The 22,728-nt window shown below is 32.7% G+C and carries 21 protein-coding genes and 2 tRNA genes; 11 read left to right on the forward strand and 12 right to left on the reverse strand.

Going from position 1 to position 22,728, the window contains the following annotated elements; genetic code table 11:
- The first annotated feature begins 231 nt into the window (after positions 1-231).
- The 4 genes from B11cv2_RS03115 to ttcA all read left to right on the forward strand — a co-directional run bounded on the left by B11cv2_RS03115 (position 232) and on the right by ttcA (position 3,803).
- The gene (locus B11cv2_RS03115) at positions 232-1,053 is read left to right on the forward strand and encodes an RNA methyltransferase (protein WP_100693270.1); all 822 of its coding nucleotides are present in this window, start codon (positions 232-234) and stop codon (positions 1,051-1,053) included.
- Between the two features lie 7 nt (positions 1,054-1,060).
- Entirely contained in the window at positions 1,061-1,873 is an 813-nt protein-coding gene (murI, locus tag B11cv2_RS03120; protein WP_100693271.1) for a glutamate racemase, read from the forward strand.
- 163 nt (positions 1,874-2,036) lie between these two features.
- A complete protein-coding gene (gene rpsD / locus B11cv2_RS03125; protein ID WP_100693272.1) occupies positions 2,037-2,654 on the forward strand; it encodes a 30S ribosomal protein S4 in 618 nt (205 codons plus the stop codon).
- A gap of 300 nt (positions 2,655-2,954) precedes the next feature.
- Positions 2,955-3,803 carry a tRNA 2-thiocytidine(32) synthetase TtcA gene (ttcA, locus tag B11cv2_RS03130; protein WP_100693273.1) on the forward strand — a complete coding sequence of 283 codons (849 nt, stop codon included), beginning with the start codon at positions 2,955-2,957 and terminating at the stop codon, positions 3,801-3,803.
- Positions 3,804-3,844: 41 nt separating this feature from the next.
- Here the strand turns inward: ttcA and rimO are convergent, their stop codons facing one another.
- The gene (gene rimO, locus B11cv2_RS03135) at positions 3,845-5,158 is read right to left on the reverse strand and encodes a 30S ribosomal protein S12 methylthiotransferase RimO (RefSeq protein WP_100693274.1); all 1,314 of its coding nucleotides are present in this window, start codon (positions 5,156-5,158) and stop codon (positions 3,845-3,847) included.
- A 432-nt stretch (positions 5,159-5,590) separates the two neighbouring features.
- On the opposite strand from rimO, the gene B11cv2_RS03140 reads away from it, so the two are divergent.
- Together B11cv2_RS03140 and B11cv2_RS03145 are read left to right on the forward strand one after the other, a co-directional pair.
- Positions 5,591-5,666, forward strand: a tRNA-Lys gene (locus B11cv2_RS03140).
- Between the two features lie 432 nt (positions 5,667-6,098).
- Positions 6,099-6,359 carry a hypothetical protein gene (locus B11cv2_RS03145; protein WP_100693275.1) on the forward strand — a complete coding sequence of 87 codons (261 nt, stop codon included), beginning with the start codon at positions 6,099-6,101 and terminating at the stop codon, positions 6,357-6,359.
- A 269-nt stretch (positions 6,360-6,628) separates the two neighbouring features.
- Here the strand turns inward: B11cv2_RS03145 and B11cv2_RS03150 are convergent.
- The 4 genes from B11cv2_RS03150 to B11cv2_RS03165 form a co-directional block, all read right to left on the reverse strand.
- Positions 6,629-6,718, reverse strand: a tRNA-Ser gene (locus tag B11cv2_RS03150).
- 376 nt (positions 6,719-7,094) lie between these two features.
- Positions 7,095-7,430 (reverse strand): hypothetical protein, encoded by a 336-nt coding sequence (locus B11cv2_RS03155; protein ID WP_100693276.1) that lies wholly within the window; start codon positions 7,428-7,430, stop codon positions 7,095-7,097.
- Positions 7,408-7,752 (reverse strand): hypothetical protein, encoded by a 345-nt coding sequence (locus tag B11cv2_RS03160; RefSeq protein ID WP_100693277.1) that lies wholly within the window; start codon positions 7,750-7,752, stop codon positions 7,408-7,410. Before B11cv2_RS03160 ends, B11cv2_RS03155 begins: the two co-directional genes overlap by 23 nt.
- Before the next feature lie 329 nt (positions 7,753-8,081).
- The gene (locus tag B11cv2_RS03165) at positions 8,082-9,302 is read right to left on the reverse strand and encodes a UbiH/UbiF family hydroxylase (RefSeq protein WP_100693278.1); all 1,221 of its coding nucleotides are present in this window, start codon (positions 9,300-9,302) and stop codon (positions 8,082-8,084) included.
- Between the two features lie 178 nt (positions 9,303-9,480).
- Between B11cv2_RS03165 and pcsA the strand changes: the two genes are divergently transcribed.
- Positions 9,481-10,242, forward strand: a complete 762-nt coding sequence (pcsA, locus tag B11cv2_RS03170; RefSeq protein WP_100693279.1) for a phosphatidylcholine synthase — start codon at positions 9,481-9,483, stop codon at positions 10,240-10,242.
- A gap of 80 nt (positions 10,243-10,322) precedes the next feature.
- On the opposite strand, the gene B11cv2_RS03175 is transcribed toward pcsA, so the two are convergent.
- The 7 genes from B11cv2_RS03175 to B11cv2_RS03205 all read right to left on the reverse strand — a co-directional run bounded on the left by B11cv2_RS03175 (position 10,323) and on the right by B11cv2_RS03205 (position 17,383).
- A complete protein-coding gene (locus B11cv2_RS03175) occupies positions 10,323-11,135 on the reverse strand; it encodes an MBL fold metallo-hydrolase (protein ID WP_100693280.1) in 813 nt (270 codons plus the stop codon).
- A gap of 8 nt (positions 11,136-11,143) precedes the next feature.
- On the reverse strand, positions 11,144-11,917 hold the full coding sequence (locus B11cv2_RS03180) for a TatD family hydrolase (RefSeq protein WP_100693281.1): 774 nt from the start codon (positions 11,915-11,917) through the stop codon (positions 11,144-11,146).
- A 9-nt stretch (positions 11,918-11,926) separates the two neighbouring features.
- Positions 11,927-13,468 carry a methionine--tRNA ligase gene (metG, locus tag B11cv2_RS03185; RefSeq protein WP_100693282.1) on the reverse strand — a complete coding sequence of 514 codons (1,542 nt, stop codon included), beginning with the start codon at positions 13,466-13,468 and terminating at the stop codon, positions 11,927-11,929.
- 63 nt (positions 13,469-13,531) lie between these two features.
- Positions 13,532-14,587 (reverse strand): DNA polymerase III subunit delta', encoded by a 1,056-nt coding sequence (locus B11cv2_RS03190; protein ID WP_100693283.1) that lies wholly within the window; start codon positions 14,585-14,587, stop codon positions 13,532-13,534.
- The gene (tmk, locus tag B11cv2_RS03195) at positions 14,584-15,225 is read right to left on the reverse strand and encodes a dTMP kinase (protein ID WP_100693284.1); all 642 of its coding nucleotides are present in this window, start codon (positions 15,223-15,225) and stop codon (positions 14,584-14,586) included. The genes B11cv2_RS03190 and tmk overlap by 4 nt, the downstream gene beginning before the upstream one ends.
- 42 nt (positions 15,226-15,267) lie before the next feature.
- On the reverse strand, positions 15,268-16,440 hold the full coding sequence (locus B11cv2_RS03200) for a D-alanyl-D-alanine carboxypeptidase family protein (protein ID WP_100693285.1): 1,173 nt from the start codon (positions 16,438-16,440) through the stop codon (positions 15,268-15,270).
- 100 nt (positions 16,441-16,540) lie between these two features.
- On the reverse strand, positions 16,541-17,383 hold the full coding sequence (locus B11cv2_RS03205; protein ID WP_100693286.1) for a septal ring lytic transglycosylase RlpA family protein: 843 nt from the start codon (positions 17,381-17,383) through the stop codon (positions 16,541-16,543).
- A 672-nt stretch (positions 17,384-18,055) separates the two neighbouring features.
- Between B11cv2_RS03205 and B11cv2_RS03210 the strand changes: the two genes are divergently transcribed.
- From B11cv2_RS03210 to parE, 4 genes are all read left to right on the forward strand, one after another.
- Positions 18,056-18,703 carry a LemA family protein gene (locus B11cv2_RS03210; RefSeq protein ID WP_100693287.1) on the forward strand — a complete coding sequence of 216 codons (648 nt, stop codon included), beginning with the start codon at positions 18,056-18,058 and terminating at the stop codon, positions 18,701-18,703.
- Positions 18,704-19,555, forward strand: a complete 852-nt coding sequence (locus tag B11cv2_RS03215; RefSeq protein WP_100693288.1) for a YgcG family protein — start codon at positions 18,704-18,706, stop codon at positions 19,553-19,555.
- Between the two features lie 261 nt (positions 19,556-19,816).
- The gene (lipB, locus tag B11cv2_RS03220; protein ID WP_100693289.1) at positions 19,817-20,554 is read left to right on the forward strand and encodes a lipoyl(octanoyl) transferase LipB; all 738 of its coding nucleotides are present in this window, start codon (positions 19,817-19,819) and stop codon (positions 20,552-20,554) included.
- A 94-nt stretch (positions 20,555-20,648) separates the two neighbouring features.
- Positions 20,649-22,727, forward strand: coding sequence for a DNA topoisomerase IV subunit B (gene parE / locus B11cv2_RS03225; protein WP_100693290.1), 2,079 nt, complete (start codon positions 20,649-20,651; stop codon positions 22,725-22,727).
- Position 22,728 lies beyond the last annotated feature (1 nt).

Consider the following 22,728-nt stretch of genomic DNA (forward strand, 5'->3'; position numbering starts at 1 on the left):
TTATACTAATGTTATCTTAGTGTTTAAATAACGTCTTTGTAATAAGGTATTATTATTATAAATATTTTAGTTATTTTTCTTTAAAAATTCATTATTTCTATTGATTATTCAATCAATAGAATAGCATCATTTGCAAAAATAAATTAATTATGGTTGCCTTCAATAAGGTTATTTCATGAAATATTTATTAAAAAATAATGAAGGCATAATTTATGAAGACTGGTGAAGTGAATGGCCGGAACAAATAGAAAAGGTCAAAATGTAATGAATGGCCCAATTATTGTTTTAGTTGAGCCACAATTATCAGAAAATATTGGTATGGTAGCGAGAGCAATGGCTAATTTTGGTTTATCGAAGCTTCGACTTGTTAAACCACGAGAAATATTTCCAAATGAAAAAGCTAGGGCGACAGCCAGCAAAGCAGATCATATCATTAATGATACACTAATATTTGATACATTATGCGATGCAATTGCAGATTTAAATTATGTTTACGCTACAACAGCACGTGAAAGATGTGGTTTTAAAACTGTTAAAAGCGCCGTGGAAGCTGCAAATATTTTGCGTTGTTATGAGAATATTGGTCATAAAACAGGTATTTTATTTGGAAGAGAAAGGTGGGGATTGGAAAATAATGAAATTAGCCTTGCTGACGAGATTATTACTTTTCCAGTTAATCCTGCTTTCGCATCACTTAATATAGCTCAAGCTGTTTTATTAATAGCTTACGAATGGATGAAATCAGGTTTGGAAGATTCGAATGATACAGCTTTTCGTGCAGTAGAGCTCAAACCAGCTGATAAAGCAACACTTCATGGTTTTTTGTCACAGTTGGAAGATGCTCTGGATGTTCGTGGATATTTTAGACCTCAAGAACGTAAAGAAGTAATGGTTACCAATATACGCTCTGTTTTTACACGCGCAAATTTTAGTGAATCTGAAATTCAGCTCCTACGAGGTGTTATATCTTCACTGGATCATTTTTCTCCTAAATTTCCACGAGGGAGTGGAGCCCCCGAAGGGCGTGACCGCAAAAAATTAAAACAAATGTGAATACCTAATGAGTGAACAATCTCTTCTTTTTTTTGATAGTGGTATTGGTGGACTGACGATATTAAGAGAAGTACGCCTTTTTGTCTCCGAATACCAATTTATCTATATTGCTGATAATGAAGGATTTCCCTATGGAATTTGGGAAGAAGAGATTTTAAAACGCCGTATTTTAAAGATTTTTACATATCTTTTAGAACTTTATAATCCTGCTTTATGTGTGATTGCGTGTAATACAGCTTCTACATTAATGATAAAAGATTTACGACGAGCATTTCCAAATATTCGTTTTGTAGGAACTGTCCCTGCAATTAAATTAGCAGCTGAACAAACAAAATCTGGTGTTATTTCAGTATTAGCAACTCCTAGCACAGTTAGATGTGCATATACACATGAATTAATCAATTCTTTTGCTGGTCAATGCCATGTACAGCTTGTCGGAAGTGAAAAGCTGGCAGGATTTGCTGAAAGTTATTTACATGGTTATCCTATCAATCATGAAGAATTACACCATGAAATTTTGCCATGTTTTATTGAAAAAAATGGTAAATTAACTGATACTGTTGTATTGGCCTGCACGCATTACCCTTTTCTGATTAACTTATTTCGTGAACAAGCTTTATGGCCCGTTGATTGGATCGATCCAGCTAAAGCTATAGCTAAACATATAAGATCATTATTACCAATCAATATCCAAAATAAGAATATGAAGAAACATACAGATTTCGCTTTGTTTACATCACAAAATATAAGTCCTGCAACTGAGAATTTATTGCAAAAATTTCACTTAAAAGTAATGAAGGGAGTTGACTTTAAATTGTAAGATAAGTAGAAATCGAAGTGTTTTTTCTGAGAACAATCACTAGTTGACGTGTCCCGTGGATGATTTTGCAATTAATGCATGAATTATTCTGTCAGTTTTCTTTTTTGAAAACAGAGGAGGGTGCGTTTCCTTAAGATTTAATTTTTTATTTAAAGGAAATGCGATGAGTAAGCGCGAAACAACAAAACATAAAATTGACCGCCGTATGGGAGAAAATATCTGGGGGCGTCCAAAATCTCCAGTGAATCGTCGTGAATATGGTCCTGGGCAACATGGTCAACGCCGTAAAGGAAAACTTTCTGATTATGGAGTTCAGTTGCGCGCTAAGCAAAAACTAAAAGGATTTTACGGTGATATTTCAGAAAAGCAATTTCGTAAAACTTATGAAGAGGCCGCTCGTCGCCGTGGTGACACTGGTGAAAATCTTATAGGTCTTCTAGAGTCACGTTTGGATGCTATTGTTTATCGTGCAAAGTTTGTGCCTACCATTTTTGCGTCTCGTCAATTTATCAATCATGGTCATGTTAATGTAAATGGTCGTCGTACAAATATTCAATCGTACCGTTGTAAACCAGGTGATGTGATTGAGGTCCGTGAAAAATCAAAACAACTTGTCTTAGTTTTGGAATCTGTACAATTAGCTGAGCGTGATGTACCTGAATATATTGATGTAGATCATAACAAGATGAAAGCAACCTTTACCCGTATACCTGCTTTTGCAGATGTTCCGTATGCTGTTCATATGGAACCCAATTTAGTTGTTGAGTTTTACTCTCGTTAGGCTTTAATACAGAGATCATTGTTTTAATTTTCGCTATATATTAAAAACTGTTATGCTATTTTTTATTTATTAGCAGCAGCAATGTTTTCAATACTATAAGCTAAGTGTGATTTATTCTTATTTTCTATAGCAACGCGCTTTAGTGTTTTTTATTTGTATAATTCAAACGTACAAATTGATTAACATAGACTTAGACTATGTTATGTCCACTACTGCGTTATGATTTATCATTGGAGGATTAGGCCATTATACATACAGAGTTATGATATTATAAATTAAACCTTAATCAAATTTTGTGTAATGAAAAAAAATATGGATACAAGCGATTCTTCGGAAGAAAAAATTGATGATTGTCATCCGATGTTCCGAGTTGCACCTTCAACTGTACAATTTAATAAATTACGTAAACGGCTTTTGCGCCATATACGGCAGGCGTTAGATGATTTTGCTATGCTTTCTTCAGGAAAAAAATGGCTTATTGCATTATCAGGTGGAAAAGATTCTTATGGTTTACTAGCACTTTTACTTGATCTAAAATGGCGAGGTCTTCTACCTGTTGACATTTTAGCTTGTAATCTTGATCAAGGTCAGCCAAATTTTCCAAAGCATATTCTTCCTGATTTTTTAAATTATTATCAGATTCCATTTCGCATTGAGTATCAAGATACTTACTCAATTGTTACAGATAAATTAGCACAAACACAAACATATTGTTCACTTTGTTCTCGGTTACGACGTGGACATTTATATCGTATTGCGCGTGAAGAGGGATGTTCTGCTTTGGTGCTTGGGCATCATCGTGATGATGTTTTAGAGACATTTCTTATGAATTTATTCCATGGCGGACGATTAGCAGCTATGCCTGGAAAACTTATAAATGACGAGAGAGATCTTTTTGTTTTACGTCCTCTTATCTATGCTGCTGAAGAAGATATGGAGAAATTTTCCCAAGCGATGCAATTCCCTATCATTCCTTGTAGTCTTTGCGGGAGTCAAGATGGTTTACAGCGCAATGCGATGAAAAAAATGCTCAATGATATTGAAAGAAAAATGCCTGGGCGTAAAGACACCATGATTCGCGCCTTGACCAATGTTCGTCCTAGTCATTTGCTTGATAAAAAACTTTTTTCTTTTAAAAATTTATTATAATTATAAGCTACTAATAAAATAAGTTTAAATTGTTAATATTTTTAAATTACGTTGCCATAAAGATCATAAGAATCTGATTGCTCGATTTTAACAGTAACAAATTCACCTATACGCAGTGGTTTTCGAGATGATATATGCACAATGCCATCTATTTCTGGAGAATCATATTTACTACGGCCTTTAGCGATTTTACCTTGTGTTTCATCGATCAGAACTTGAAGTCTTTTTCCAATTTTTTTCTTTAAAAGATGTGCGGAAATTTTTTGTTGTTTTGTCATAAAACGATGCCAACGCTTTTCTTTCACTTCTTCTGCAATATTTTCTAATCCAAGATTATTTGCTACAGCACCTTTTACTGCTTCATATTTGAAACAGCCAGCACGTTCAATTTTTGCTTCTTCTAACCATTCAAGAAGCATATTAAAATCTTCATTAGTTTCTCCTGGAAAGCCAACAATAAATGTTGAACGTAACGTTAAATCTGGACAAATTTCTCGCCATCTTTCAATTCTACGACTTATTTTTTCGACATGAGCAGGACGTTTCATATTACGTAAAACATTTGGTGATGCATGCTGAAAAGGAATATCTAGATAAGGAAGAATTTTTCCTGCAGCCATGAGCTCGATAGCTTCATCAATATGAGGATAAGGATATACATAGTGCATTCTCACCCAAATCCCCATTTCCCCTAATTCTCGACAAAGATCTAAAAATTTTGTTTTTATAACGCGATTTTGCCAAACACTTGCAGCGTATTTAAGATCAATCCCGTATGCGCCAGTATCTTGAGAAATCACCAAAAGCTCTTTTACACCTGCTAGTACAAGTTTTTCTGCCTCGCGAAGAACATCGCTTATAGGACGTGAGATGAGATTACCACGCAGAGTAGGGATAATACAAAAGCTACACCGATTAGAACATCCTTCAGAAATTTTTAAATAAGCGTAATGGCGAGGTGTTAAACGAATACCTTGCGGAGGTACTAAATCTAAAAAAGGATCATGAACTGGAGGTATTACTGTATGAACCGCTCGTATAACACTTTCATAATCTTGTGGTCCAGTAATAGCTAATACATTAGGATGTGCTTGAAGAATAATATTAGGCTCAGCACCAAGGCATCCCGTTACAATAACTTTTCCATTATTTTTGATAGCTTCATCAATATTGGCTAATGATTCCTTTCGAGCAGAATCAATAAAACCACAGGTATTAACAATAACTAAATCAGCTCCTTTATGTTTATTTGAGATTTCGTAACCTTCAGAACGAAGACGTGTAATAATGCGCTCAGAATCTACAAGTGCTTTTGGACAACCGAGAGAAACAAAACTAATACGAGGCGCTACCATAATAACTCCTGCAAATTCTCTAATGAAGATCTCATTTGATTCATTATTTCTGTATTTTAGCCAAAAAAGAAATTAAATATTTAAAGACTTTAGAATTTTTTATAAAGTTATTTAAAACTTTTTTATGATAATTTTATAATATAAATTTATAATCTTTTTCCCGTTAGTGATAAATGTTTTCCTTATTGTTTAATTACAATGAAATTTATCTCTAGAATATTTTTGATATGATGCTTAATACATATTTAAGCTATTTTCCTAGCAATTAATATAATATTATAATTTATCTTCTAAATTAAAAAAGAGAATGAAAAAAACTTATAAGAAATAAATAAAATTAGAAAATAATATTTTTTTAATAAAGTATTGACCAAATGAAGAGTCAATCGTATGTTCGGTCCAATTTCCGTAAACAGGGTTAACTTGTTTGGGGAGCGCGTAGCTCAGCTGGTAGAGCAACTGACTTTTAATCAGTAGGTCCAGGGTTCGAATCCCTGCGCGCTCACCATATTTAAATAAAATCAACAGGTTATCTAAAAGTTAGGGATTTTTAGTTCCATTGATTTTATTATGTTTTTTCTGTTCCATTCTGAACCTTTTTGAAGTTTTTTATTGATTCTATTGCTAGGTGCTTTTTATCCACTATTTTGGTATAGAGGGAAGGGATGTTATGTCTCGATACCCGTATTGCTGCTTTGGCACGTTATGCCTCAACGGCCAAAACAACAACACTTCAGCGTTTACCAGAAAAAAGAAAACTGGCTACGCTTGTTGCATTCTTCTGCTGTATGGAGGTGACGGCGTAGAGTGATATACTTAAATTACTTGAAACACACTCTGAGATCTGTTCAATGAAACGATTCAGGTAAATAAACAGAACCGCCAATGAATACTTAAAGATCTGGATCTTACAGAAGAAATATTGGTAAAAGCATGTCAGATGATCCTTGACGACAAGTTCCCTGATACTGATATTCGTGATAATATCTTCAATATCATTCCCGAATATGTACTGAAACATGCTGTAAATTATGTGACATCACTTGTTCGACCTGCTAATAATGTTTACTTTAATGAGCTTGATTTTAAATTCAAAACGGTACGGCGTTTTTTGCCTGATTTACTTTCCAGAATACATTTTGAAGGCAATGCCTCGGCTGAAACATTAATTGAAGCACTTTTCTGGATTAAAGTTAATTAAAAAAAGAAAAAAACAGATAATGACGCACCACGTGAAATAATCAATAAACCGCGGCAACAGCATATGATAAGAAAAGATGGCAGTATTGATTTTCACGCCTATACGTTTTGTATACTTAAGGAACTTTAGGTTACACTGAAAAAACGGGATTGATTCGTAATAGATTTTGGAAGAGAATATGAGATTCTATTTCCTAATCCTTATTTTGGTATCCCGCACTTTAAAAAACACATGTAAAATCAATAAGTTATAGCATGATAAAAGCGCTATGGCGGAGGGGGTGGGATTCGAACCCACGGTACAGTTCCCTGCACGCCGGTTTTCAAGACCGGTGCCTTAAACCACTCGACCACCCCTCCAAAGTAAATACAACCTTGTTCAAAGAGTAATATACTTTTTACAAGGTTCTTTTAAAAGGTCAATGACCTAAATTTATTTCTAAACATTTTAATTAAATTGTTTTAAATATTTTTATCAAAATGAATAAGCATCATCAATATAATAATACTTTTGAATCTTGATTATAAATTTGGATATTAGAAAATAGGAAAGGGGGGGAGAGTTGTTAATATTTTATAACATTTGCTACGAGAAAATACAGAAAATGCATAATGCCTCAATAAATATCAATTAACATGTTTGCAAGATATAATGAGATAATTTAAATAAAGATCTATAATGATACTATAAAGAAAAGAATTAATGTATATTTTAATTCATATATAATATAAATAACTAAATTTTATCATCACAAAACTTGCAAATATTTAAAAAATTAAAAATAATACTAATAATGATACCTATTATTAATCCTATTGTAACACCAATTATTATTCCGGCGGGAAGTGTTAGGCGTATACCTATTGCGATAATTGGACCAAATCCTGGAAGAGAAATATAGCCATAATTCGCAAGAATTGCTGCAATTGCTCCTGATAAACTACCATTGAGGGCTCCAATCAATGCTAAATCTTTAATATAATAATAAATTCTTTTCAAAAAACTTCTTCCATAATTTTCTGAATTAATATCACTATAAGCTTTTAAATTAATCATATTTTTTGCTTTCATTTTGAATGCTTATTGTTCCAGAATAATCAATAGATATAAGAAAATAACAGTTTTTAAATTCTGCTAAAGCGCGCCAAATACCTTTATCATCTAAACGTAACCGTTTAATATTTTTAAAACCATTTTCTGTAAGATGATTTCTGATTTGTGAAGCGGTAAAAGAATTTTTTCCTACTTTGCTTGTTTTTTGAAAGAAAATATATTTGGATGTTAGATAACAGGGATCGTAGTAAATATTTATTGGTAAAGCGATAACAGTAGGCGAAATACAAACAATTACCATAAAAAGAATAGTTAATCTCAAACTTTTATTTAATTTCATTGTTTGCGTCCCATTGATGGGAAAAACTTCCTCAAATATTTACGTTCATACTAACTTAACCCTTTTATTCTTAATGGGTTCCCTAATATTTTATTTTCAATACTGTTTATAGAATAAGTGAGATTATTTTCGTTTTAACAAATTGTATGAGCGTTTATTTTAATGCGCGCGCATTTTATATATTAGTTTTTATTCATAAAAAAACTTTTTAGACATTTTCTAGCTTTTAAAACTTATATTAATAATGAGAAAAAGTTAAAGATTTTCATTTTTATATGGTTAGACTTGTATTTAGACGAGTAAAATATATTTCTTCATTATTCAATAATTTAATTATTATCTGATTTGGTTGTAAGCATATTCATAATTGTTTTAAAGCCATAACCATAATCCATTCCTTCTCTCATAAATAAATGACGTAATGGTGAGCAATTACGTAACAATTCAAGCCCAGCACTGCGTAAAACATGAACAGGTAACATATTGGAGAGTAAAGCATAGCTAAGTATATGAACGAAACCACTTCGAATAAATATATCAGATTTACGATGTTGATTATAATTCGCAGTAATTTCTTTTAAAGAAGCAGTAGATATTTCATCGGGTATAAGATCAACCAAGGTTTGAACATCACGTATCCCTAAATTAAATCCCTGTGCACCAATAGGAGGAAAAACATGAGCTGATTCACCAACTAAAATTATTCCATTAGCAGCAAAAAGATCAGGAATAAGACCTAAAAGAGGCCATGTTTGAATCTTAGTTTCTATTTTTATTTCACCAAGAATTGATTGCATTTGATTTTCAATCATTTTTGCAACCCCTTCTAATTCCATATTCAAAAGCTCTTTAGCACGAGAGGGGTTACCAATCCACACAAGACTAGATTTATTGCCTAGTAAAGGAACTTGCGTAAAAAGACCATCTTTTGTATAAAATTCAGTTGATATATTTTGATGAGGTAAATTATGTAAAAAATTGAAAACAAGTGCTATTTGTGGGTAATTCCATTGTTTGATATTAATTCCAGCTGCTGCTCTTGTTGGAGAAGAACGTCCATCAGCAGCAACGACGAGTAGCGCTTTAATAACTTGTCCGTCTTCAAGAATAATGCAAATATGATCTTTTTGATGGTTAAAGTCTTTTACTAAAGAAAAAAACCTTTTAATATTTGGTGTGTGTTTGATAGTATTGATTAAAGCGTCATTTAATTTTAAATTAGGTATATTATAACCGAAAGCTTTTTCACCAATTTCAATGGAGCGAAAGTTTACGGTAGGGGCTCGTATAATTCGAGATGCTGTATCAATAATTCTAATTGAAGATAAGGCTGCTGCATGACATTTAAGAGTATCCCAAATATTGAGAGCTTGCAACATATGAATTGTAGGCATCATAATAGCAGTTGTTCGTAGTTCATCTCTTTTAGCAGGCGGACCAATCAGAGATACGGAATGCCCTTTATGAGCAAGATTAAGTGCTGCCAACATACCGATTTGGCCAGCACCAATGACAGCAATGTTTTGATGCATATTTTTTTTAGATATCAAGATTGTTTAAGCCTTTTTAATATTAATCGTTATAGCATCTTCACATAAATTATATCTTATTATATTACCTAAATAAATATAAAGTAATTATCTTGTACTCTTTTTAGATATCAGTCATAAAATAAACAGAGATAGCATTTTAAAAAATAAAGAAAAGCTCTAATTAGGATAGAAAACCTTGAAACCTAAGACTAAAATCAATGAGGATAGCTTATATCCAAAAATAATAACAGTATTGCAAGTAAAAGCATTTTCTGTTCATTTATTAACAGCCTCAGGCTCATTTTTGGCATTTCTCTCTCTAATATCTGCATCCGAAAAAGAATGGGTCTCTATGTTTTTCTGGCTTGGACTTGCTCTTTTTGTTGATGGTATTGATGGACCAATTGCACGTAAATTAGACATAAAATGTGTACTTCCAACCTGGTCTGGTGAAATACTGGACAATATTATTGATTATATAACTTATGTTTTAATTCCAGCATTTGCGCTTTATCAAAGTGGTTTTATGAATCCTAGATTATCATTTATATTAAGCGCCATTATCGTCATTTCATCAGCTATTTATTACGCAGATACTGGAATGAAAACTGAAGAAAATTTTTTTAAAGGATTTCCTGTAGTTTGGAATATGATAGTTTTTATGCTTTTTGTACTAAGACCGGGAGAATATGTTGCCTTCATTATTATTTCTTTATCGGCAATTGTATCTTTTTTACCTATTTACTTTATCCATCCAGTGAGAGTTATCCGATTACGTGTACTTAATTTTTTAATTTTTCTTATATGGTGCTGCTTTGGTATAGCTGCACTTTTTTACCAGCTAAATGCTCCCAATTGGATTAAAATTGGAATTTCAATCTCTGGTTTTTACATTTATTGTATTGGTGCTGTTATGCAATTTTTTCCAAAATTAGGCGTAAAAAATAAGAAAAAATAAGAGAGCGATTATTCTTATGTTAATTTTAATGAATTAAAGTTCCATAATATATATTATGCGATAATTTATAAATATCCATCTTATAATACATTTGTTTCAAAAGTAAGTCCTTGATAAGCTGGCTCAACATGTGCTGGGACATAATTTACAACATCATTATAATCAAGCGAGTTATCCATATGTGTTAATATAGCCCGTTTTGGTTTTAAATATTTTATCCAGTATAATGCTTGATCAACTGAAAAATGGCTTGGATGAGACTCAAATTGAAGAGCATCAATAATTAAAACATCTAAATTCATAAGACCTGATAGTGTTTTTTCAGGAAATTCGTTAACATCTGTGCAATAAGCAACATTACCAATACGAAAACCCAAAGAATGAGTGGCTCCATGAATTTGTAAATGTGCTTTTAAAATAATGTCTCCACCCTCCCCTTGAATTGTAAACTCACTGTTTTCACATATAAGATTTTCTTTTAAAATAGGTAAATAATGTGATCCCTTTGGGGTTTGAAAACAATAACCAAAAGCTTTATTAAGGTGTTTTAATGTAAAAGCATCTGCATAAATATCTATTAAACATTTTTGTGCGAGGGCATAGCTGCGTAAATCATCAATACCGTGAGTATGATCTGCATGGAAATGCGTATAAACAGCAGCATTAAGATGGCTAACACGCGCATTAATCATTTGTGAACGAAAATCTGGACCAGTATCAATAATGGCTGTTGTTTTCATTCCTAATTTATGAATTCGTTCAACTAATAAAGAAGTCCTATAGCGTTTATTTTTAGAATTATTTGAATCACAAGCTCCCCAATAGCCATTAGGACGTGGTACTCCTGGTGATGAACCGCAACCCAATATTGTAAAACGGTATCGATGACACATTTTTTGCTCTATTTCATTTTACTAAACAAACGAAAAGCATTCTGCGTTGTTATTTGTATTGTTTCTTCAATACTTAAATTAATAGTTTTAGCAAGAACAGTAGCTGTATGATACAAAAAAGATGGCTCATTTGTTTTACCGCGATAAGGAACAGGTGCTAAAAACGGAGCATCTGTTTCAATCAATAGGCGCTTATGAGGAACAATCTGCGCTATTTCACGAATTTCAGAAGCATTTTTGAAAGTGAGAATACCTGAAAAAGATATATAGCCACCAAGTTCAATACCGGCATGAGCAAGTTGCATTCCAGAAGAATAACAATGAAGAATAAATGGAAAACATTTTTCTTTTATTTTCTCACGTAATATTTGTTCCATATCTAAATCAGCATTGCGCGAATGAATCACAAGAGGTAATTGTGTTTCTTGAGAAGCAATAATATGCTTTATAAAATTTTTCTTTTGCTCTTGAGGCGAAGAATAATTGTAATGATAATCAAGTCCAGATTCACCAAATGCAACGATTTTAGGATTCCTTGATAAATGAATAAGATTTTCAACTTGAATATTTTGTTCTTCATGTACATAGTTAGGATGAGTTCCAACAGAACAAAAGACTTGATCATAAGTTTGTGTAATTTCTAAAAGCTTATCCAGCTTATGAACATGTGTTGAAATTGTTATCATGCGTCCAACATTAGCAGCTAGAGCTCGCTGAATAATTCCATTCAAGTCTTGCGAAAAATCCTCAAAATCAAGATGACAGTGCGTATCAATTAGCATTAGTTAATATCAGCTTTCTTTAGAAATATAACGAGGGAAAATTGGTGCTGGTATTGGAAGTACTGTCCCTTCTTTAATTCTTAAATCACTAATATGATGCAATAATCGATCCTCTTCAGCAATTGCAAGACTATCAAGAAGTTTAGTTGCTGATTGTGGAATGAAAGGTAAAAGCATGATCCCCACTCGCCGCAAAACCTCTAAAGTTATATAGAGGACTGTAAAAAACCTTTCTGGATTATTTTTACGCAAACTCCAAGGCTCTTCATTAGCAAAATAACGATTGGCATCTGCTACAACTGAAAAAATAGCCGAAAGTGCTAAATGTGGGGCCTGATTTGACATAGTTTGGCGAACAACTTCAAGCACTTGAAAAGATTGTTTCAACAGTTGTTCATCTTGAATTAGAAATGCAGCTGGCGTAGGAATTTTCATATTACAATTTTTTTCAACCATAGATAAAGAACGCTGCGCTAAATTACCAAGATCATTAGCAAGATCAGCATTAATGCGATTTACAAAATTATCATGATTGTAACTACCATCTTGTCCAAATGGTATTTCACGAAGAAAAAAATAACGTACTTGATCAAGACCATAACGATCAACCATTTCAAAAGGATCAACTACATTTCCAATAGACTTTGACATTTTAGCACCGCGATTAAGTAAAAATCCGTGTACAAAAATTCGTTTAGGTAATTCAATTTCAGCAGACATTAAAAATGCTGGCCAATAAATTGCATGAAAACGAGTAATGTCTTTACCAATAATATGGACATCTGCAGGCCAAAAATTACGTTTTTTTGACGTCTCATTAAAAAAATCAATTCCAGTAAGATAATTTGTTAGTGCATCAACCCAAACGTACATTACATGTTTTGGATTTCCCGGAACGCGAATGCCCCAATCAAAAGTTGTTCGTGAAATGGAAATGTCTTTCAGGCCTGATTTAACAAAACTTATAATTTCATTGCGTCGCTCATTAGGCCCAATAAAATCAGGATATTTTTCATAATATTGAAGAAGTGCTTTTTCATAACGTGAAAGTCTGAAAAAATAACTTTCTTCTTCATTCCATTCAACTGGAGATCCTAACTCTTTCTCACGACGAATTCCTTCTTGGTCAATTTCAGTATCTTTCTCTTCATAGTAAGATTCTTGACGAACTGAATACCAACCAGCATAACAACCAAGATAAATATCACCTTTAGCTTCCATTTTTTTCCAAAGTTCTTGACAAGCTTTATGATGCCGTTCTTCCGTTGTGCGAATAAAATCATTATTGGAGCAATTAAGCACTGCAAGCATTTTTTGAAAAACGGCACTGTTGCGATCTGCAAGTTGTTGAGGTGTTATATTTAACATTTCTGCTGTTTGTTGCATCTTTAGACCATGTTCATCCGTACCAGATAGAAAAAATACATTTTTTCCATCAGCTTTTTGAAAACGAGCCAAAGTATCACTTACAATTGCGTTATAGGCATGTCCAATATGCGGAGCACTATTGGGATAAAAAATTGGAGTCGTTATATAGTATATGTCACGCATAATTATACCCATTGTAAAATACAACCAAAGAATATAGTGACATAATGTTTGCTCATAACATTGTCACGGAAAAAACTTATTTTCATAAACAATCTCATGAATTTTAAAAAGAAGATTAATCACAAATTGCTTTTTATCAAGATTAAATGATTGTATTTCTATCATTTCTTGAAAAATATCTTGCCACGTTTGCGCATACTTTTTTGATAAATGAATAGCTCCCTCTTCTACTAACTTAAGAGCTTTTTTGTGAATTATATCAAGAATTTCATTGCAAAACTGTTGAAATTGTATCTCCGCATCAGATGATGAAAGCACTTGAGCAAGATTATGCACAATAACCGGATTACAAATAGATTGCTCTAAGAGTTGATTAATAGTTTGAATAACTTCAAGCCCATCATAACAAAGAAGCAATGCTGCTTTTCGAAGACTCCCCCGAGATTTGTGAATAATTGTTTCAATATTTTTCGGATTAGTTAATACCTGATTGGAAAAAAAATGTAAAATAGCTTTTTGCATTTCATCATTATGTAAAGGTCTTAGAGAGATTTTTTGACAACGTGAACGAATTGTTGGGAGCAACTTTCCTAAAGAATGCGAAATAATAATAAATAAAGTTTTTGTTGGAGGTTCTTCAAGCATTTTAAGAATAGCGTTTGTAGCATTTTTATTCATATCATCTGCAGAATCAATAATGATAATACGCCATAAGCTATCTTGAGACGTTTGATTTAAAAAATGCTTGATATCGCGGATATCATCAACTGTAATACCTGTTTTGAACTTTTTTGTTTTTGTATTAAAACGACGTGAGACATGTATAATACTGGGATGAGTACCCTGCTTAATTTGGCGCCATATAATTGAATCTTGTTCTGGTTGTGAAAATTTATCTTTTTGAGAGTTTAAAATATTCCAAGCAAAGTGAAATGCTAACGTTGCTTTTCCTATCCCACGTTCCCCTTCAAATAATAGTGCATGATGCAACCACCCTTCTCTAAGCATTTGCTCTAAAAAATGGCGAGCCTCTTCATGGCCAATGAGGATGTTATTCTGTGAAGGTGGTAAAATACCGTCAATATCATCATATTGACATAAAAAATTTACATCATTCATGAGAAAGCCGGTAATAACTGATGACAAATATCTTTTATCTGATCCGCAATTACTTCAACTGCACATGTCCCATCAATAACTTGAAATCTATGAGGTTCATGTTTTGCTAATTCAAGAAAAGCTTGACGTCTTTGCTCTTGAATAGCGAGATCATCTTTTTCAAAATAATCAATTTTTTCTATTCTTTTTCTTCGTAAGTTTACACGCTCTATACCAAGTTTTGTAGGTATATCTAATAAAAACGTTAAATCAGGTTTTATTCCCTTCATACCAATATGCTCTAAAATAGAAAAAATATGTGCATCCACTTTATTATTTATTCCTTGATAAACACGTGTAGAATCAATAAACCGATCACATAAAACAATTTTTCCAGCTTGCAAAGAAGGTATAATGATTTCAGAAACATGATCGGCACGTGCTGCTGTAAATAAAAACGTTTCAATAAATGGTCCATATTGTGCTACACTACCTGATAATAAAATATAGCGTATTGCTTCTGCCCCTGCTGTTCCTCCAGGTTCACGTGTTATAATAACATCATAACCTTTTCTACCTAGATATTGAGAAAGCAAAGAAATTTGAGTTGTTTTTCCTACACCTTCTCCTCCTTCAAATGTAATAAAGTAGCCTGACATGTATGAATCTCTTAATTCCTTATTTTTGTGCATGTTTACTCATTATAAATATTTTCGTAACCATCCAATTGTTATTTCATAAAATGCGTCTTTTACTTTTGCAAAAAAATTTCCTTTTTGAACATCTGCTCCAGCCCAAATTAATTTTTCAACAAGAAGTTGTTTATCTGAAAAAATTTGAATAATACCAACTTTTTGTCCTAGAGTGACTGGAGCTTTTAATGGACCATGATACTGAATTATTGCATTAACATCATTAAAATTTTTTTGCTTTAAAAGCATAAAATTTATTGGTTCTTTAACAATAAGCGGGACAGAATTTTTTGCTCCACCATAAACAGAAGCATAACCAACCGTCTCATCTCTTGTAAAAACTGTTTTAAGATCAAAAGCTGTCATAGCCCATTCAAGAATGCGCTTTACTTCTTTTGTACGCTCTTGTTTATTTTGCAGACCGTTAATTGCAAGAAAAATACGTTGCTGATTATTATAAGCAGAAATAACAGTTGAAAAACCTACTTCTTCACTATAACCAAAACCTAGCCCCTCTATTTTTACATCATTTTCTTGAAAAATAAGGGAATTTTTATTACGCTGAGTAATCTTATTCCAAGTAAAATTAGGCTCACGATAAAGAGCATAGTAATCAGGATATTCACGAGCAATATGGCGTACTAATGTAATTATATCACGTAAGGTTGTAAATTGTCCTTTTTCAGGCAGCCCTGTTGCATTAACAAAATGGCTGTTTAGCAATCCAAGCGTTTTAGCTCTTTTATTCATCAATTTTGCAAAATTAGCATCATTACCAGCTATTCCTTCAGCAAGAGTAATAGCTGCATCATTTCCATTAACAATAACAAGGCCATGTAAAAGATCAAAAACACTAATTTCCGTCTTTTCCTTTGCAAACATAGTAGTTGCACCAGAAGGCGCTCCTCCTTTTCGCCAAGCATTTTCACTAACCTTAAATTTTTGTGTTTTATTCAAAAGTCCTTTTTTGAGTTGATAAAAAACCACTTCAGCTGTCATTAATTTTGCTAATGAAGCAGGAAAAAAAACAACATCACTTTGTTTTTCAAAAAGTATTGTATCTGTATTGTCATCCAATATCAGTAATTGTAATGCGGATGTTTGAAATTTTTTTGTTTGTCCTTGTTCATTGAATATTAATATCCAAATTAAGGAAAATAAAACCTTCAATAGCAGATACATGCTGATTCTCCCTCTCTTTTAGAATCAACATAAAGCAGTTATTAGACAAGAAAAGGTTTATTCTTTTTTTAATAAAGTGTTGATAGATTATAAAAATACTTTAAACACCATTTTTAATAGAAGCAATTTGATAGAATGATGTAGGTTTATCAAGCAAAACTGGACCAATTTCCGGCAATCTTATTGAAATAGTCTCATTTTTTTTCTTTTGATTATTCGTATAATAATCATTCGCATTAACAGTAAACAATTTAATATCTTTTTGTGCTTCTACGGTCTCTGATAATGCCATAAGCATAGATGGATTATAATTTCCAGGGTTATAAGAAGCCATTAAATATTCGCTATCATAATTATTAATAGGCGCTTCAGAAATATATTCTACTTTAACATCTGCTGTGCCTTGATTTAAATAACCAAGCATTGCTGCAGCTTGTTTTGATAGATCAATAATTCTATTTTTTATGTAAGGACCACGATCATTTACTCTAACAATGATAGAAGATCCATTTTTCAAATTAGTAACGCGAGCATAGCTAGGTAATGGCATAGTAGGATGTGCTGCAGTTAAAAGATTCATATTATAGACTTCACCATTTGCAGTTAAGCGTCCATGAAAATATGAACCATACCACGATGCCTGCCCAACACGCTGATACGTTGGGTCAGCTTCTGGATAGTACCACTTTCCTTTTATTTGATAAGGCTTACCGACAACAACTCGTTTTGCAACTTTGTTTTTTAATCTATTCTGTCCATTTAAAATTCTTTCAGGCACAGAAATAGCTTTAGCTTTTACAACTTTACTATTACCAACGTTTTTTGTTGAAAGTTGCATTATTGGGTTAGCACAAGCTGTCAATAATTGAGTAAAAACTATTATAAAAATAAATCGAAATATTAATTTAATGGAAATAAATTTTTCTTTGCTATCTAAAAGCATTTATCAACCCGCTTATTTCTATTTTACATCATGTACACAAACAAAACCAAATCCCTACGTATGATTTTAAGGGAATTAACGTTATGAAAATCTTTACTCCCACGTAAGTATATATGGTATTATTAAAATTTACTTTTTATCAAGAGGTTAATACAACGTTAAAACATTTATTATTTTACTAGAATAATAAATACCATTTTAATAAAGATAAAATAGTCATTAAAATTTAATAAAATCAATTTCTTAAAATAGAAGGTTGAATAAAATAATCATAATATAAGTTATGAAATAAACAGCATATATTTTATGTGAATAACTTATAAGTCGTTCTTAATTAAGAGTACAGACAGACATGTTTAACGAATCGGCTCGACAATTTCTTATTAATTTATGCATAGAATCTATTGAAAAACATTATTGATGAGCATGCAAGAATTCGAGTTGCAGAATTATATGCTACAATGAAATCCATTTACTCACATTTCTAAAAGCCTGAACTATTTTAAGGAAGAGTTTTTGATGTGTCCCTAAAATGAGCAATATTGATAACAAACATTAAAAATCTTAATATCAATGAGTTGGTTTCAAAACTCAAAATACTTTGCCATATATAAAATATACCCTATTATAAAATATACCCTATATACGTGGATAAGTTTTCGGAGATATTTTATGCTAGATGCACTAACTACACAACGAACTATAGCTATCTATCCTAAATTAAAAATATTAAAATCATTTTTTATTACTATTTTTTTAGCGTTTTTAATACCATTTTTAAGTGGATGTGGATTTAATGTAATACCAACAAATGAAGAAAAAGCACATGCAGCATGGAGTGAAGTTTTAAACCAATATCAACGCCGTGCAGATCTCGTCCCTAATCTTGTAGAAACTGTTAAAGGTTATGCATCACATGAGAAAAACGTACTTTCTGATGTGATCGAAGCACGTGCGAAAGCAACGCAAACAACCATTAACGCTGATATGCTAAACAACCCAGAAATTATGCAACAATATCTCAATAATCAAGCAAATTTATCAAGTGCTCTTTCACGTCTGATGGCTATTGTTGAAAATTATCCTGATCTTAAAGCAAATCAAAATTTTTTAGCTCTTCAATCACAATTAGAGGGAACTGAAAATCGTATTTCTGTCGCCCGCCGTGATTATATTGAAGCAGTGCGCTTATACAATACTGCACTCAAAACAATGCCAACAATGATTTGGGCAAAGTTATGGTTTCGCGATGCAAAATCTATGCAGACATTTACAATTGATAGTAATGCTCAACAAACACCGCAGGTTAATTTCAATTAAATGATACCATTTCGATATTCTATTCAACGTATTATTATTTTAGTTTTTTTAGCTTGTATAAGCTTTTTATATTTAATTATTACGTTGAATGGTATTGCCTATTCGCAAATCTCATTTCCTCATTTAACTGGCCACGTTAATGACACAGCTCACTTACTTAACCATACAACAATAAAAAATTTGACAACAAAACTCTCTGCTTTAGAAGAACAAACGGGTGATCAAATTGTTATTGTAACTGTTCCTACGCTTTCTGGAATTAGTATTGAAACCTATAGTAATTTACTTTTCCGTAAGTGGGCCCTAGGTCAAAAGAAAATGAACAATGGTGTATTACTTGTTATTGCTCCAAACGAACGTGAAGTACGTATTGAAGTAGGCTATGGTTTAGAAGGAGAATTAACAGACGCAGTTTCTTCAGTCATTATTAATAATTTTATTCTTCCTAATTTTCGTAATAAGAATTATCAACAAGGCATTATCGACGCAATCAACGCAATTACCAAAATTATTATAGAAAATGATTCTGATTTTATTTCCCGAATCAAGGAAAAGGCCAAAGCTGTTGAAATACAGCGTAAGCAAGAAAAACAAGAAGAAATGATAATTAATGCAATTATATTTTTAATCTTTTTTATGGCGATTGGCTTACCTATTTTAGCAATGATTTTTGGCCAAAAAGTAGGCCCACAAAAATATCGTTGGATGGGAATCATTTTTACTCTTTGGTTTATCAATTTAAATATAGATGATAAACGCTCTGGTAATATCTTTGGAAGACATTCAAATAGGGGCGGTTTTAGAGGTGGAGGAGGCTCATCCGGTGGTGGTGGTGCGTCAGGACGATGGTAAAGTATCTTTAATACAGATTAATTACTTCTATGTTAAATAGAATAAACTTTTAAAAACAATAATATAACGAAAAATAATAACTTAAATTATGAATTAAAAAATTCTTAGTCATTTTAAGATTTTATTAGACTATGATAATTCAAAATAATAGAGTTTATTTTTAATGATTTTAAGAAAAAATATCTACACCTTCTATTCTTTATTTTCATTTCAATAAACAAACCTATATCATATCCTATATAACTTCAAATATATTTTTTAATGATGTCTAAATTGAAACATACTGATCGCAATTATTTATTACATCATTTTAAAGCAACTCACCATGCTTCACCAGTTGAGTGGAAAATAAGTGATAGCTTAATCGAGTATCCTGAAGCATTACGCTATATGCAAGAACGCGTAGAAAATATTTCCGCAAAAACTGCATATGAGCAAGTTTGGCTTCTTGAACACCCTCCCCTTTATACAGCGGGAACAAGTGCTCAACAAAAAGATTTATTAGCTCCTCATTCTCTTCCTGTATATGAAGCTGGTCGTGGTGGTGAATTTACATATCATGGTCCAGGACAACGTGTTGCTTATGTTATGCTTGATCTTAAACGCCGAAAACAAGATATACGTGCCTTTATTAGTGCACTAGAACAGTGGATCATACAAACGCTTGCACAATTTAATATTAAAGGAGAACGCCGCGAAGATCGAGTTGGTGTTTGGGTTATTCGACCTGATCGCCCACTGACAATAAACGGAACGTTTGCTGAAGATAAAATTGCTGCTATTGGTATTCGTATACGTAGATGGGTAAGCTTTCATGGAATTTGTATTAATATCGATCCCGATTTATCTCACTATACAGGAATTGTTCCCTGTGGAATTGCAAATCACGGTGTAACAAGTTTACTGGATCTAGGTTTACCTATAACAATGCATGATGTTGATATTGCTATGAAACAAACTTTTGAACAAATTTTTGGTCCGACAATTGATAGTTCTTAAGTGCATTGATTTTTAACTAAAAAACAGGCATAAAATTTAATTCTGATTAAAGGTTTATTTATACAATTTAAATTTAGATAGACGATCAAGTGATATGAGCGATAATAATAAAGATCTTTTTAGTATTTTAAATAATGCTCAGTCCCGCATAGACGCAAAAGAGAAAAATAAGCCAATTTCAGTAACCCCACAAGAAACATCTCTGGCAATTTCTACATCCGAATCTAAAAATGAGATAAAAGAAGGTGAATATAACGCTTTATCTATCCGAATACTCGAAGGTTTAGAGCCTGTACGCTTACGACCTGGAATGTATATTGGTGGAACAGATAGTAAAGCACTTCATCATTTATTTTCTGAAATCATCGACAATGCAATGGATGAAGCTGTTGCTGGCTATGCCGATTTAATTGATGTCTCATTGGATAAGCAAGGTTATTTAACAGTTACGGATAATGGACGCGGAATTCCTGTTGAAAATCATCCTCAAATGCCAGATAAATCTACTCTTGAAGTCATTATGACACAACTTCATTCAGGCGCAAAGTTTGATGGAAAAGCTTACCAAACCTCTGGTGGATTACATGGAGTAGGTATTTCTGTTGTTAATGCTCTTTCTGATGATATGGAAGTTGAAGTGGCACGAGATCGAAAACTTTACCGTCAACGTTTTTCACGTGGCATTCCTCAATCTAGTTTAGAAAATCTAGGTGATATTTATAATCGTCGCGGTACGCGCGTTCGCTTTCATCCTGATAGTAAAATTTTTGGTGAGAACGTAGCCTTTGAACCAGAGCAAATCTATAAAATGACTCGCTCTAAAGCCTATCTTTTTGGTGGAGTAAAAATCCGCTGGAATTGTGATCCTAAAATGCTTGAAGGTATAAAAAACGTTCCTGAAAAAGATGTTTTTTATTTTCCAGATGGATTAAAAGATTATTTGTTATCCTCATTGAAAAATGAATATCGCGTAACATCTGAAGTTTTTTCTGGTAAAACAAAACAGCATGGAAGTCATGGTTCCGTTGAATGGGCTATCGCTTGGTATGGTGGCAATGCTTGCGTACAATCTTATTGTAACACTATTCCAACGGGAGAAGGTGGAACACACGAAGCAGGATTACGACAAGCTCTCTTGCGTGGTCTAAAAGCCTATGCTGAATTAATAGGCAATAAACGTTCTGCTATTATTACCTCTGATGATGTAATGATTTCAGCAATTGTAATCCTTTCAGTTTTCATCAGAGAGCCTGAGTTTGTTGGGCAAACTAAAGATCGATTAGCAACAATTGAAGCGCAACGTATTGTTGAAAATGCAATACGCGATCCTTTTGATCATTGGCTCGCTAATTCTCCACAAGAAGCGACAAAACTTCTTGATTGGATTGTTGAGCGTGCTGAAGAGCGCGTAAAACGGCGCCAAGACAAAGAAATAAATCGAAAAACAACTGTACGTAAATTACGATTACCTGGAAAATTAGCAGATTGTAGTCAAAACTCTGCTATTGGAGCAGAATTATTTATTGTTGAAGGTGATTCTGCTGGTGGTTCTGCCAAACAAGCGCGAAATAGAGTTAATCAAGCAATTTTACCTCTTCGTGGAAAAATATTAAATGTAGCTAGTGCAGCCCATGAAAAAATGAGTGCAAGCCAAACAATTAATGATCTTATCCTCGCTTTAGGATGTGGAACACGTTCTAAATATCGTGAAGATGATCTAAGATACGAACGTATTATTATTATGACAGATGCAGATGTTGATGGTGCTCATATTGCATCACTTTTGATTACCTTTTTCTTTCAAGAAATGACTGATCTTATTCGTCAAGGACATTTGTATCTTGCCGTGCCTCCTCTCTATAGAATATCACAAGGAGGAAAAGTTGCTTATGCGCGTGATGATAACCATAAAGATGAATTATTAAAAACTGAATTTACTGGAAAAGCTAAAATTGAAATTGGACGTTTTAAAGGCCTTGGAGAAATGCGAGCCGAACAACTTAAAGAAACAACTATGGATCCCCAAAAACGCACACTTTTACGCATTGCTATCGATGCAGTTGATATGCAAGAAACCAAAAATACAGTAGAAAGTTTGATGGGAACTAAGCCAGAAGCACGGTTTCGATTCATCCAAGAAAATTCTACTTTTGCAGATAATTTAGATATTTGAT

Origin of the sequence: Bartonella sp. 1-1C (assembly GCF_002810325.1) — a bacterium.
In the GTDB taxonomy this organism is placed as follows: Bacteria; Pseudomonadota; Alphaproteobacteria; order Rhizobiales; family Rhizobiaceae; genus Bartonella; species Bartonella rochalimae.

Coding starts and splice junctions, on each gene's coding strand:
- parE (WP_100693290.1), top strand. CDS start 20,649: ATGAGCGATAATAATAAAGATCTTTTTAGTATTTTAAATAATGCTCAG.
- B11cv2_RS03210 (WP_100693287.1), top strand. CDS start 18,056: ATGCTAGATGCACTAACTACACAACGAACTATAGCTATCTATCCTAAA.
- B11cv2_RS03155 (WP_100693276.1), bottom strand. CDS start 7,430: ATGAAAGCAAAAAATATGATTAATTTAAAAGCTTATAGTGATATTAAT.
- B11cv2_RS03215 (WP_100693288.1), top strand. CDS start 18,704: ATGATACCATTTCGATATTCTATTCAACGTATTATTATTTTAGTTTTT.
- B11cv2_RS03190 (WP_100693283.1), bottom strand. CDS start 14,587: ATGAATGATGTAAATTTTTTATGTCAATATGATGATATTGACGGTATT.
- B11cv2_RS03175 (WP_100693280.1), bottom strand. CDS start 11,135: ATGTGTCATCGATACCGTTTTACAATATTGGGTTGCGGTTCATCACCA.
- lipB (WP_100693289.1), top strand. CDS start 19,817: ATGATGTCTAAATTGAAACATACTGATCGCAATTATTTATTACATCAT.
- B11cv2_RS03145 (WP_100693275.1), top strand. CDS start 6,099: ATGATCCTTGACGACAAGTTCCCTGATACTGATATTCGTGATAATATC.
- B11cv2_RS03115 (WP_100693270.1), top strand. CDS start 232: ATGGCCGGAACAAATAGAAAAGGTCAAAATGTAATGAATGGCCCAATT.
- rpsD (WP_100693272.1), top strand. CDS start 2,037: ATGAGTAAGCGCGAAACAACAAAACATAAAATTGACCGCCGTATGGGA.
- B11cv2_RS03205 (WP_100693286.1), bottom strand. CDS start 17,383: ATGCTTTTAGATAGCAAAGAAAAATTTATTTCCATTAAATTAATATTT.
- B11cv2_RS03200 (WP_100693285.1), bottom strand. CDS start 16,440: ATGTATCTGCTATTGAAGGTTTTATTTTCCTTAATTTGGATATTAATA.
- B11cv2_RS03180 (WP_100693281.1), bottom strand. CDS start 11,917: ATGCTAATTGATACGCACTGTCATCTTGATTTTGAGGATTTTTCGCAA.
- metG (WP_100693282.1), bottom strand. CDS start 13,468: ATGCGTGACATATACTATATAACGACTCCAATTTTTTATCCCAATAGT.
- tmk (WP_100693284.1), bottom strand. CDS start 15,225: ATGTCAGGCTACTTTATTACATTTGAAGGAGGAGAAGGTGTAGGAAAA.
- B11cv2_RS03160 (WP_100693277.1), bottom strand. CDS start 7,752: ATGAAATTAAATAAAAGTTTGAGATTAACTATTCTTTTTATGGTAATT.
- ttcA (WP_100693273.1), top strand. CDS start 2,955: ATGAAAAAAAATATGGATACAAGCGATTCTTCGGAAGAAAAAATTGAT.
- murI (WP_100693271.1), top strand. CDS start 1,061: ATGAGTGAACAATCTCTTCTTTTTTTTGATAGTGGTATTGGTGGACTG.
- rimO (WP_100693274.1), bottom strand. CDS start 5,158: ATGGTAGCGCCTCGTATTAGTTTTGTTTCTCTCGGTTGTCCAAAAGCA.